The sequence below is a fragment of the Fusibacter sp. JL298sf-3 genome, assembly GCF_053842995.1.
This window is the reverse complement of the sequence record NZ_CM132608.1, coordinates 3,134,287-3,146,770: the sequence shown is the minus strand read 5'-3', so window position 1 is coordinate 3,146,770 and position 12,484 is coordinate 3,134,287. Positions and strand designations below refer to the sequence as shown.

11 protein-coding genes are annotated in these 12,484 nt (G+C 47.5%); 4 read left to right on the top strand and 7 right to left on the bottom strand.

The features are described from left to right. Genes ACR6HW_RS15050 through ACR6HW_RS15040 form a run of 3 tightly spaced genes read right to left on the bottom strand, consistent with a single transcriptional unit; the run spans nucleotide 1 to nucleotide 4,611 of the window. Entirely contained in the window at nucleotides 1-2,721 is a 2,721-nt protein-coding gene (locus tag ACR6HW_RS15050) for a phosphodiester glycosidase family protein (protein ID WP_455728526.1), read from the bottom strand. 8 nt (nucleotides 2,722-2,729) lie between these two features. Continuing rightward, nucleotides 2,730-3,665, bottom strand: a complete 936-nt coding sequence (locus tag ACR6HW_RS15045) for an OmpA family protein (RefSeq protein ID WP_455728525.1) — start codon at nucleotides 3,663-3,665, stop codon at nucleotides 2,730-2,732. A 10-nt stretch (nucleotides 3,666-3,675) separates the two neighbouring features. Then, on the bottom strand, nucleotides 3,676-4,611 hold the full coding sequence (locus tag ACR6HW_RS15040; RefSeq protein ID WP_455728524.1) for a hypothetical protein: 936 nt from the start codon (nucleotides 4,609-4,611) through the stop codon (nucleotides 3,676-3,678). Between the two features lie 218 nt (nucleotides 4,612-4,829). On the opposite strand from ACR6HW_RS15040, the gene ACR6HW_RS15035 reads away from it, so the two are divergent. The 4 genes from ACR6HW_RS15035 (at nucleotide 4,830) to ACR6HW_RS15020 (ending at nucleotide 8,060) form a co-directional block, all read left to right on the top strand. Further along, complete coding sequence (locus ACR6HW_RS15035) at nucleotides 4,830-6,275, top strand: sensor histidine kinase (RefSeq protein WP_455728523.1); 1,446 nt, start codon at nucleotides 4,830-4,832, stop codon at nucleotides 6,273-6,275. Nucleotides 6,276-6,278: 3 nt separating this feature from the next. Next, complete coding sequence (locus tag ACR6HW_RS15030) at nucleotides 6,279-6,971, top strand: response regulator transcription factor (RefSeq protein WP_455728522.1); 693 nt, start codon at nucleotides 6,279-6,281, stop codon at nucleotides 6,969-6,971. A 108-nt stretch (nucleotides 6,972-7,079) separates the two neighbouring features. After that, on the top strand, nucleotides 7,080-7,613 hold the full coding sequence (locus ACR6HW_RS15025) for a glutathione peroxidase (protein WP_455728521.1): 534 nt from the start codon (nucleotides 7,080-7,082) through the stop codon (nucleotides 7,611-7,613). A 6-nt stretch (nucleotides 7,614-7,619) separates the two neighbouring features. Then, nucleotides 7,620-8,060, top strand: coding sequence for a MarR family winged helix-turn-helix transcriptional regulator (locus tag ACR6HW_RS15020; RefSeq protein WP_455728520.1), 441 nt, complete (start codon nucleotides 7,620-7,622; stop codon nucleotides 8,058-8,060). Nucleotides 8,061-8,220: 160 nt separating this feature from the next. On the opposite strand, the gene ACR6HW_RS15015 is transcribed toward ACR6HW_RS15020, so the two are convergent. The 4 genes from ACR6HW_RS15015 to ACR6HW_RS15000 are packed head-to-tail and all read right to left on the bottom strand — an operon-like array spanning nucleotide 8,221 to nucleotide 12,479. Then, a complete protein-coding gene (locus ACR6HW_RS15015; protein WP_455728519.1) occupies nucleotides 8,221-9,573 on the bottom strand; it encodes an aldehyde dehydrogenase in 1,353 nt (450 codons plus the stop codon). Nucleotides 9,574-9,602: 29 nt separating this feature from the next. Continuing rightward, entirely contained in the window at nucleotides 9,603-10,550 is a 948-nt protein-coding gene (locus ACR6HW_RS15010; RefSeq protein ID WP_455728518.1) for a D-2-hydroxyacid dehydrogenase, read from the bottom strand. 22 nt (nucleotides 10,551-10,572) lie between these two features. After that, complete coding sequence (gene cuyB / locus ACR6HW_RS15005; RefSeq protein WP_455728517.1) at nucleotides 10,573-11,283, bottom strand: cysteate racemase; 711 nt, start codon at nucleotides 11,281-11,283, stop codon at nucleotides 10,573-10,575. Continuing rightward, on the bottom strand, nucleotides 11,280-12,479 hold the full coding sequence (locus tag ACR6HW_RS15000; protein WP_455728516.1) for a C39 family peptidase: 1,200 nt from the start codon (nucleotides 12,477-12,479) through the stop codon (nucleotides 11,280-11,282). Before ACR6HW_RS15000 ends, cuyB begins: the two co-directional genes overlap by 4 nt. Nucleotides 12,480-12,484 lie beyond the last annotated feature (5 nt).

Here is a 12,484-nt window from a genome sequence, read left to right as displayed (position 1 = left end):
TTACGATTTAGTTTTCAGTGTTTCTTCACCAATTTTAAAGTGGATGGTGCCGTCTTTAACAGCAAAGGTCGCGTATGGCAGTGTTTTGTCTGTTGCATATGGCAGGTGCAGAACGCGAACGCCTTCATAATAGCGTAGTAGAGGTTCTTTTAATGTCGTCGGATGTACGACGGTAATGTCCCCTTCAAGCGCCTCGAACTTTCGATAGAAAAGCGACTTTTCCAGTGGGTCTTTAAACGCAAAGCCATCGTTCATCACCACGATTACTGGTGCTTTCGCATTCAACTCTAGGAACTCAAAAATCTTCTTCCATTGACCGATGCCGTTGTTTTTAATAGACAGCCCCTTGTTGTTCACTGTAACGAGCCAAGCGCCGTTGACAAACTCCGCATTGAAGCCATTTTCTGTATCTACCCACTTCAATTTTCTGTCTTCGGGGAGAAGCGCCAAAGTCTCTTTCCATTTTTTTGCGTACCCGATATTGAAGACGCGATCACTTTTCTCCGTAACACCTTGCGGAAGTGCGTACGCGTTAAGGGCTTTGACTTTTGTGACGTTTTTCGGCAAGTCCACGAGCACCTCGTTGGCCAACAAAACCTCGACGTCGTCGACGGCGATAAAACCGGCCGATTTCTTTTGATCGTCGGTCTCCACCAAATACAGTCTGTTAAGTGTTACGGGGCCCACTATGCCTTCCGGCAAGTCCGCCTTGAGGTATTTCCAACCCTTCCAGTTCACATTTCTCGCCAGCGTCAAAAAGTGCTGTTTGCCTTCCACATCGGTGACGTGTGCACGCAGCCAGTGACCGTTGCCCTCGTCACCATAGACCCACATACCGATGCCTGTGGCATTGGTTGGCAGCACCGACATGGCGTTAAAATCCATGTAGACGGCACGTGTGCCCTCTGTCTGAGAAAAGTCGTAAACCAACTGTCCCGATTGACCTGATCGAGAGAGATTCGGGTTTTCAAAGTAATGTCCGGTCACGGCTTCAGGATAAGGGCGTGCCGTAGCCGTCGGTTTTTCAAAGTCGTACAACTTGAAAGCTTTTGTCCCAATTGACACCGGCACATGTGTTTTAAGCCCTTCAAAAGTGAAGGTCAAATAGCCTTGTCCCGTGGTGTCGCCACTTCTATAGGTCGCCGATATCGGATCGTACTCGCCGACACTTACGTGTTTTTCAAAGCCCACGGCATACGCCGGAATCTCAAAAGTTTCACCGCTAGCGGTCTGTACAGAAAAAGAAACACCTTGCTTTTGATTTTGTGAAAGTGCCAATTGACTCGGCGAGACAATTAGCCGCTGTGCACCTTTTAAGACTTCAATAGTCGCTTCGGCGCGCTGGCCTTCATAAACCGCCTGTATCGTCGCCTTTCCCGATTCAGAAGGAACGAACAAGTTGTCCTTAAAAGTCCCCTTTACACCGGAGACGGACCAGATGACTTTATCGTAATCGACAGTCATCTCATCGTAGTTGCTGTCGAAAGCAATCAGTTTTAACGGAATCGATGTCCCCATATAGTACTTTTCTTGACCGAGGTCCAGCTTGACGCCCTTAAGCGTCGGCGCATCCTGACGTTCCTTGCGTACGACAAGCCCGGTGTACATGCGTCTTTCGCCACCATCTGAAGGGGTGTTTAACACGCTGAGCGTCTCCTCCCAAGGCGCCTTGCCCATGATTTGTGTCGAACCGCCACCATCGAAATTAATGGCTTCGTAGGCGCCGAGCTCCATCATGAGCTTTGCAAGTTCTGTAAACGTCATACCGCGATAAGGGTTTCTTCGCCCGTCTACAGTAACCATAATCAACTCGTTTCGCGCTTTATTTATCCCCAGGGCAGAGCGCGGCTGGTACCCTCCAGAAGATTGAGTAAACGTCGCAAGCTTCCCGTCTTTGACAAGTTGCGTTCCGCCGCCGACTACCATTTGCATCAGGCCGAGGTTGGCATCTTTTTCAATAGTAACGGCATCGCCAACTTCAAAAGCCTTTTCAACGAGCCCAATCCCTTCCCCGACTGCTGAAACCACGTAGCCGTTCTCAGAGATTTCCACAGGTGGGGCATCTTTGTGAATCGCCGTAATGACGCCGTCTTCCACAACGACTTCGATAACCGGTGTCCCGGCGGTATTGCCGAGAGAATGATCGTCCCAAAGGCGGTCGTAATAAATGACACGATTAAACTTTAAATACGGTTTGTTAAAGTAGTCTACTTTAACTTCGGCGTCTGCACTGCTCAATCTATTTTTGGTCTGATTGATGTAGGCCACATAGGGCACGCCTTTACCACTGATATTAAACGAAGCGAACTGGTCCACGCCAATGGACGTGGTCAGGATTTCGCTGTCCTTTACCACATGTCCCATCGTGGTGTTGTTTTTAACGTCAAAATAATCGGCGTTCATCGCCGCGACAATGTCTTTATTCGCATTGTTCTTTTTAACGATGTTGCTCAGTGTGTCTCTCGACGACAGGTATTCATTTACCACGACGTCCATTTTAACCGGCGCTTCCAAGGCGACTCGGATGACTTCGATATTGAGCCAGCCGCCATCTGTAAAGCGCTGGATGTTCTCACGTGTAACGCCTTCCGCGTAAACGGCCTCAGACGTTTTTTCTTCGTATATGGTCTGATAGCTCGCAAACGATGTAAGCGACCCGGCCATCAGTATGCCGGTGAGCACACAGCTGATACCGGCTTTAACCAATCGATTTTTTTTCATTCTCCACCTCAGTTAAATACTTTCATCGATTCTTTCAAGTAGTCTTCGATAATATTTTGAATTTCTGCGTCTTTTAAAATAATGCTGATTTCAATACGTCTATTTTCGGCATATGCCGCTTCCGAGGTCCCACTATTAACCGGGCGGTCTTCGGAATACGAACTCGCGAGAAAATACGACGCAAATTCATTACCCAATGATGGATTGGTCTCGAGCATATAATTTACAACGCTGTTGGCGCGCTGCGCACCAAGTGTCCGGTTGGAAGCACTGCTCCCCCGTTCATCGGTATGCCCCTGAATGTTAATAGCGTCGATATGTCGACGTACTTCTTCATCTCGGAGCACCTGCTCAAACGCCACTGACAATTGGTCCAGCAGAACCTTTCCCTCGTTTTTAATCACGTATTTGTTGCGGTCGAACACAAGGCCTTCATTGATGATAATATTCCCGTTGTCGCCGATAGTAACAAGCGCATCGCCAGTGGCACTTGTGGTTCCTAAGATGTTTTCAACAGACCCTTTGACGGCCGAGAGCACATCCAAGCGAATCAACGCAATACCCTGTAGCTTTTGTCGCAAATCGCCGAGCTCTTGATTGCTCGACGCGATGATTTCACGTTGTCTTTCAAGCTCTTCGTTCGACAAGGTCAACAGGCGCTGCCCTTCTTCAAACTCGGCGGTAATGCGTTCGAGCTCATTCTTTTTGAGGCGCAGTTGATTTTCTGCTCTTGAAATTTCCGCATTGCTCGCCTCCAATTGAAGCTGTGTGTCATCGAGTTCTTTTTTCAAGTATTCGAGATTTTTTCCCGTAATGATGTTGTTGATGTACATTAGAAACATCAGGAAGAACAAAATTATGGCAATCGTCGAAATCATGTCTGTAAACGACGGCCAGTAATTCTCTTCAATGGGTTGTGAGGCATGTCGTCTTCTACGTTTCATAAGGCCCTCCTCACTTGCGTTCCGATTTGAGTTTTTGCGTCACGTCGTCAAAAGCGATGGACATCCTTTGAATATTGTTTTTCAATTGATGGTTGAATTCGCTGAAATCGCGGGTATTCTTCGAGAAGTTCTCCACGGCTTCATCAAATCGGTCCAGACTCTTATCCAGCGTATCTGCTGTTTCTTTCATACTGTTGGATGCCACAGTCAACTTGTACGAAATCCCTTCTGAAACGGCTCTTAAATCCCCAGAGAGGCGTTCGCCCAACTCTTCAAAAGCGATTTCAATCGGCGTGCGTCCGTGTTCGTCTACAAGGGTCATATCCGATGTCTTGTGACCGAGAACGTTGTCGAGGTACTCCTCAGCAGCCGACGTGTAGTAGTCTTTTGACTCGGACAAGCCGGTAAAAATAGAAGCCGCGTTAAAGAGTATGGAAGCCCCTATACCGAAAAGTGACGTGATAAAGGCGACTGCCATGCCGTTGATGGCATTGAGAAGTCCCGTGGTAATATTGGTCACTTCGCCGAGGGTTGCTTCCGGCGAGTTGCTAAGCAAATCCACCAGCTCGGCAATGGAAAGTGTCAAGCCGAAAAATGTCCCGACGATTCCGAGAACAATCATCATCCCCGGCGCCTTTGAGACAAAGCGCTCCTGTAGATGCGTCTTTGAAAGATGTGCATTCAACTGCTTGTCTACAATGGCAGGCGTGTTGATATCAGTTACACGCAGTTTAATCGCCTGCTTAAAATCCGCTGTTAAATCGTTGTTGATTCGGTTGCTAAACACCTGCTTTTGACGGTTGTCCTCCGTTGTAATATCACTTGTAATCTTTTTGTATGTGCGCTTGATATTCGACATGGCGATTAGCGCTAAAATGAACACGATTACGATGACGGCTATTATCCCCACGCCGACGACATTCATTTTTAAAATCAAATCTATCATATTGAAAAGCTCCTTTCTTATCCCCTTTCTTATTTGACCCGTCTTGCCAACATCATATCATAAACCTATTGTTTTATCACGGTTGTAAATGATTCATCATTAAGATTTAAAATGCTTTTAATATTCCAAATCCCCTTTATAATTTTGTTATTTTCTCTTTATAAAAAACACAACATGGTATAATACAATAGACGAAAGTAACCATGAAAGGCGGCACTATGAAAATCAGAACGAAGTTTATCATTGCGCTGGCACTGCTGATTTTAATCCCCATCCTCTTTTCCATCAACATCACCAGCAGCATCTTCAGCGACCACTTGAGATTTGTTCCTTACCTAGACGACTACGACGACATATTCTCCAACTTCTCAAAGTCTTCTCAGGCTTTTGACGACATTCTAACAGCCTATGCTAAAACGCCTACGGCTTTTCTGTCGCCGGAATTTCAAGCAGAGGTCGAAGCCAATTTCAGCTCGCCTTTTATTATTGTCGAAATTTGGGCCGATAACCAACGGCGCTATACGTCTTATCAATCGGAGTACGACGACGGGACATTCCTCGAGCGCTTTGTCTTCGACTGGATACAAGCGGACACCTCGCGCTCGGCTTATATGCTCAAGCAACACCTTTACACCGCGTCAAATGGCGACATCATCGACGTGCGCTTTATGATTGACAGCGAGCGCCTAGCTCTAGCGCGTCAGGTATTTCAGCGGTTGTTTTTTATCTTTTACGCCATTGCCAACCTCGTACTGATTACGGTTTTAATCACTTGGATATCAAAACCGGTACAAAGGCGCTTGGCCAGACTGGCACACACCACCAGTGAAATCGGCAAGGGGAACTACTACGACAAACTCTCGTATCGAGAAAACGACGACTTTACCGAACTCGCACGCAGCATTGAAAACATGCGCATCGCCTTAAAACGCGCCATGGAAAAACAGGTACAGCTGGAGAAAGAAAAAAAAGAATTGATTGCCAACATTTCTCACGACCTCAAAACGCCGGTCACCTCCATTCGCGGCTACGCCCAAGGCCTTAGAGACGGCGTCGCTCGAACAGAAGAAATGCAGCGCGAGTACCTCGAAACCATTGAGAGCAAAACGTACATGATCGAGTCCCTTGTCAACGACCTCTCTGAGATTTCAGGCTACGACAGCGGCGGTATTGCCCTGAGTCCTCAAATAGTGGACTTGAGGGGGTTTTTAACCGATTGTATAGACGAACTCGAAAAAGATGTTAAAAAATGTGGCGGCACGCTGTCGCTTCATTATATAATTAAAGACACGCAGATACGCGTAGATCCTGAAAAACTAATGCGCGTGTTTATCAATATTATTGAAAACGCCATCAAGTACAGAAGTCATCGTCCGGTGGAAGTCATCATCCTCGCCAATCGAGATGACGATGGGGTCTTTATCAATATTTCCGATAATGGCATCGGCGTGCCGGAAGAAGATACCGGACGACTTTTTGACCGCTTTTACAGGAGCGACAAGTCCCGCAACCTCAATGTGGGGGGCAGCGGCATCGGCTTGAGCATCTGTAAAGAAATCATCGAATCGCACGGCGGTAAAATATCTGCGTCTAGCAACGACTCCGACGGTCTCACCATCTCTATTCGACTGCCGGACTATTTAACTGAGGAAATGGAGCCTTAAACTATGGAAAAAATACTCATTGTTGAAGACGACAAAAGCATCGCGCGCCTTCAAAAAGATTACCTTGAAATAAACGGCTTTTCAGCGGTACTGGAGCACACCGGCGCCGAGGAAAACGTCATTCCGCTTTTGGAAGACGTCTCTTTAGTGGTACTCGACTTAATGCTCCCCAAGGGCAATGGCATCGAACTGTGTAAAAAAATTCAAAGCCTCAAAGATGTTCCTATAATGATTGTCTCTGCCAAAAACCAAGATATGGACATCGTCCTCGGGCTGGGCGTCGGTGCGGATGACTACATGACCAAGCCCTTTAGCACCAATGAATTTATCGCACGGATTAAAGCGCAATTGAGACGCTACAGCAAAATGAAAAATGCGTCTTCAGCCAACTTTGAAGAAAACAATATCGCGATTCGCAACATGGTCATTAACGAGATGACGAAAATATTTACCCTAAACGGTGAAGTCGTGGACCTTACGCCCAAGGAGTTTGAAATCATTTTACTCCTTGCGAAAAATAGAGGTCGCGTGTTTTCAAAGGAAGAGATTTACGAGCGCGTTTGGAAGTACGATTCCCTCGGCGACGCTTTCACAGTGACCGTCCACGTTAAACGCATCCGAGAAAAACTCGAACAAATTGCACCAAACACCCCACTTATTGAAACCGTGTGGGGCGTGGGGTATAAAATCATATAGAAAACCATTAAAGTCCTACACACTAAAAAAGTAGGGCTTTTTCTATTGACACTTACAATTAAATTGTGTACAATTTAATTGTATTCAATATTAAAAGGAGGTTTTATTATGTCACTATACGATTTTACAGTTAAGGATGCCGAAGGCAACGACGTTTCGATGGAAGCCTACAAAGGCAAGGTGCTCCTCATTGTCAACACCGCTACTGAATGTGGCTTTACCCCGCAATACACCGGGCTTCAAATGCTTCAGGAAAGCTATGAAGCTTCTGGATTTGAAGTCCTCGACTTCCCTTGTAATCAGTTTGGTGGACAAGCGCCTGACACTTCCGGTGAAATTCAAAACTTTTGCCAAGGCAAGTTTGGCGTCACTTTTAAGACCTTTGATAAAGTCGACGTCAACGGCGACAACGCCGCACCGTTGTTTACTTACCTAAAAAAACACTCTACCGTCAGCGGCGAAGAAACAGAGGGCCTCAAAAAGCTCTTTTCGAAACTGAAAAGCAATGTCCTCGGCGACAGCATCAAGTGGAATTTCACCAAATTTCTCGTCGATGGCGACGGTCGCATCGTCGGCAGATTTTCTCCTACAACCAAACCGGAAGCTCTCAAGGCCCCTATTGAGGCACTCTTAAACAAGTAGGTGCCTATGCCAAATCCATACGATGCATTAAAACTCGACCGCCAACTGTGCTTTCCGCTCTACGTCGTATCCAAAGAAATTATCAGACGCTACAAGCCGCTTTTAGACCCTTTTGGATTGACCTACACGCAATACATCGCCATGATGGCTCTTTGGGAAAACGATGGGATTAGCGTCAGCGCACTTGGTGAAAAACTATACCTCGACTCCGGCACATTGACGCCGCTCCTAAAAAAAATGGAGGCTGCCGGCTGGATTACGCGAACACGCGATCACAAAAACGAACGCACCGTTCGCCTACATGTGACACGTGAAGGGTTAGAACTTAGAGATCACGTATTACACGTGCCACACGAAATCATAAAAAACACCTCCATGACTCAAACCGAGCTTCAGACCCTTTACCGACTGCTGCACAAGTACATCGACGAACACCTAGACAAATAACTTTTTAACGCAACAACATGCGTGATGCCTTCAGCATCACGAACCGCTTTTCGCTGACAGCTTTCCGCGTTGAACAGACGCGATAAGCCTTTCGCGTCAAATCTTGTTGTCAAATTAGAAACGGCCTTCTACAAGTACATCACTGTAGAAGGCCGTTTTTTTACTTCATGATTTTTTTTACCCAAGACACGCGGTCTTTGTATGGGGGATAGAGCATTTTCACATCGAATTGAGAAGATTTCTTCATCACACTCTTCGCATGGGAAAACGTCTTAAAGCTGTGAACACCGTGGTAACTGCCAATTCCCGAGTGCCCCACCCCGCCAAACGGCATATAGGGCGACGCCACATGAGACACAGTGTCGTTAACACAACCGCCGCCGAAAGGAATGGCATCCACAAGGTAGTCGACAGTGGCTGCATCTTCAGAAAAAACATAGCATGCCAACGGTTTTGGTCGACTGTTAACCGCCTGTACCACATCGTCTAAATGGGTATAGGTAAGGATGGGCATAATTGGACCGAAGATTTCATCTTGCATCACCGCGTCGTCCCAAGTGACGTCTTTCATTACCGTCGGCGCCAAGTACAGAGAGGCCTCATCGTACTGCCCTCCGGTCACCACTTTGCCGTGATGAATCAGCTGGGTCAATCGTTTTAAATGTCGACGGTTGACAATGCGGCAGTAATCTGGGCTTTGCTCAGGACGCGCCCCGTAAAAGTCGACAATTTGTTTGCACACTTCATCAATAAACTGATTCTTTATCCGCTCGTGTACATAGACGTAGTCCGGTGCAACACAAATCTGCCCGGCGTTCATAAACTTGCCCCAAACGATGCGCTTTGCCGCCGTCTCTATTTCGGCATCGCTGTGCACAATCGTCGGACTCTTGCCGCCGAGTTCCAGTGTCAACGGTACTAAATTTTCTGCAGCGGCCTTCATTACCACTTTGCCCACTGGGACGCTGCCGGTGAAGAAAATGTAGTCAAAAGGGGCGTGAATAAGTTCTGTTACAACTTCTCGACCGCCTTTAACTACGGCCACATAGGCGTCGTCAAAGACTTCCTGTAAAAGCACTTCGAGTATGTGCTCAGTTGCCGTCGTGTATTCCGAAGGCTTTAAAATCACGGTATTGCCGGCTGCAATAGCACCGACTAACGGTTCGATGGCCAGTTGAAACGGGTAGTTAAACGGTGCGATAACGAGGACGGTTCCGTAGGGTTCGTAACGAACAAACGCCTTTGAAAAAGGTTGGTGGATAGGCGTTTTCACCTTCTCATCCTTTGCCCATTTATGCAAATGCTTTATGGTGTGTCCTATACTGTCGAGGACAAACCCCACTTCTGTCGCATAGGCTTCAAATGCGGGTTTGTTCAAATCTTGATAGAGTGCCTCGACAATAGCCGCTTCGTGCTTGACAATTGCAGCCTTTAACGCCTTAAGCTTTTCAATTCGGTGAGCCACCGGTCGCGTTTCGCCGGTTTTGTAAAACGCTTGTTGTTTTTGTATCATTTCGAGCACCACAGTACCCCCTCCTTTCGTTAAACCCGGTTTACCGGGTTGCCGTCGATAAAGGCCTTGACATTATCAATAGCCGTATTCATGAGTCTTTGCCGCGCTTCAACAGGCGCCCATGCAATATGAGGTGTCACAAAACAGTTTGGCATGTCGAACAACGGGTGATGTTCACGTGGCGGCTCCACCGCCAACACATCCAGTCCCGCCGCGTAAACTTTGCCCGATTTCAGCCCCTCGAGCAAGGCCGTCTCATCAATAAGTGGACCGCGCGCCGTGTTGATAATGACGACGCCGTCTTTCATCTTTTGAAACGCCTCTGCACTGAGGATGCCGCGCGTTTCGTCTGTTAACGGACAGTGGAGGCTGATGACGTCTGCCGACTCGACCAGAACATCAAAGTCTACAAACTCAATGCCGGGCTCAGGGGCCCTTTTCGATCGCGTATAGACCATCACTTGCATCCCAAAGGCCCGCGCAATCTCAGCCGTGCGCTTTCCGATTCGCCCGTACCCCACAATGCCCAGCGTCTTTCCGGCCAGTTCCATCAGCGGGTAATCCCAGAAGCAGAAATCTTCATGCCTATTCCACTTGCCTTCTCGAACCAGTGCCGCATGTTCCACAACATGGTGACAAATTTGCAAAAGCAAGGCAAAGACGTACTGAGCCACGGCATCCGTTCCATAACTCGGTACATTGGTTACTACAATGCCACGGGACTTTGCATACGCCACGTCGACGATGTTATACCCCGTCGCCAATACACCGATGTACCGCACACTTTCAAGCTGAGCCAACTCGGGCTCTCTAAGTCGCGTCTTATTGGTCAATAATATATCGGCACCGCGAGCGTGGGCCACAACAGTGTCTTTTGTCGTTCGATCGTATACCGTCACGTCTCCCAGAGCGTTGAGCGCCTCCCACGATAAATCGTCGTGCGCCAACGCATAGCCGTCTAATACTACGATTTTCATATGACAACTCCTTCTCAGTTTTCTACCCTTTTTTCAACGATTTGCCGCAACGTAAAATCGAAGCGGAGACCAACTGATCCATAGCATCGATGCAATACGTTCTCACCGAAGCTTCTAAGTCCAGTAACGACAGTTCCGTACACGCTAGAACCACCTTGGAACACCCCGCCTCGTTAACCAGTCGATCAATAAGGTGTTCAATTTCAAAAAGTTTGGTTTTATCACCGGATTTAATCCCATAAATGGTGTCCATTACAATGGCCTGTTCTTTGGGCATCGGTACGACACACGACATCCCATGTGCCGCCAACACATCTTTATAGACCCCTGAATTAATCGTCCCATCCGTTGCCAACACCCCTATTTTAGCGCCTTTAAAACCTTCCGCCACAAGGGCGACGGCTGTTTCTTCCACCATGTTAATAATCGGAATAGACGTCATTCGACTCAACGCTTTGTAAAAATAGTGAGACGTATTGCACGGAATGGCAATTTGCGTCACCCCACACTGTTCAAAAGCCTTGAAGTCGCTTTCAATGGCCTTTAAGAATATATGATGTTGCCCTGTGGCAATAGCCAGTGTTCGATCGGGCAATGTGGCGTGGTTCAATATCACCATATCCAAATGGTCTTGGTCACAGGTCGCCTCGGTTCTGCGAATGACGCGTTCAAAAAAAACCGAAGTGGCCATCGGGCCCATGCCCCCTAAAACACCTAGCTTGCCTCTTATCATAAATTAACCTCTTCCAAAATAATCGCTCTGCTTCCAAGGCTCTCGTAAGCCTTGAAAAATTGTTCTCTGTTGTAGCGCATATTGCCTTTGAGCGGGTCCATCACGAGGACGTCTTCGCCGTCAAAGCCGTAAATCACCATAACGTGAAGGTTGACTGCAGCTTCGTAATACGTGCCTGAGTTGTCGTCAGTGTACCAACCGTACTCATAGCGTACGAGCTGTAAGTCACGCGTGACCCAAAGCGCCATCGGTATGCCCTTTTCTACATTGGCAATAATGCCGTCTTCCTTTATGCCGGAGACGTCAACTGCGCGGTGCTTGCCTGCCACATCTACCAAGTAATCGTTTGCGGCTTTAAGTGTCGGCGGCACATAGGCGTACCAACCGTGCGCATCTCTCGGGTTGCCTGAAAAAGCCTGATCCGGATGCGGACCGTACAAGTCGCCGTTTACTCTGTAAAACGGACGCTTCGGCAAGTAGTCGTCAGCCAATTTCAGGTGATTGGCTTCGTAGCCGTAGTATTGAAGAACCGATGCCATCGCAGTGATTTCACAGCCGTTTGGCAACTCGGGAATTTGCATAATCAAAGGCACTTCTATTTGAGCGTGGGTAATATTTACGGCCCCTTGCGCATCGATGTCGTAATCGACAATACGACTTGGCATTTTATGTGCCAGATTAACCTCTACGACCTCTGAGTTCATTTTAAAGAGCACGTCCTCTGCGTAAAGCGGGTATTGCGATACACTTTCAATAGCTTTTACCCGGTACGCGCGGTCGTAATCCACAAGATCTGAAAAAGCGTTCCCCTCTAGGTCTGTCTGAACTGTCTCGATGGCCGTATTGGTGACGGCATCGACGACTTCAAAACGCATTCCCGGAATCCCCACGCCTCTGTCCACATCGAATGCGTGAATTTTAATCCGTCCCTGCTCAGGACGTCCAGTCAACAACGCATACAGTTTGTCCATGGATTTTTCAGCGAAGTTTTTCTTGAGTTCAGCGTCGAAAGTTTCGACAATTCTCGGATCCATTGGATCGATGTTCAGCGAATCCGGTATTGGGTTGTCCCGTAAACCGATCTTCACCATTAAGCTGCTGTTGTACACCATCACGAGACCGACGATGACCACAGCGACCAGCAGAATTTTTCCAAAAGGAAACTTCTTTTTCTGATTGTAGTATTTTTTGCTCATTTTTC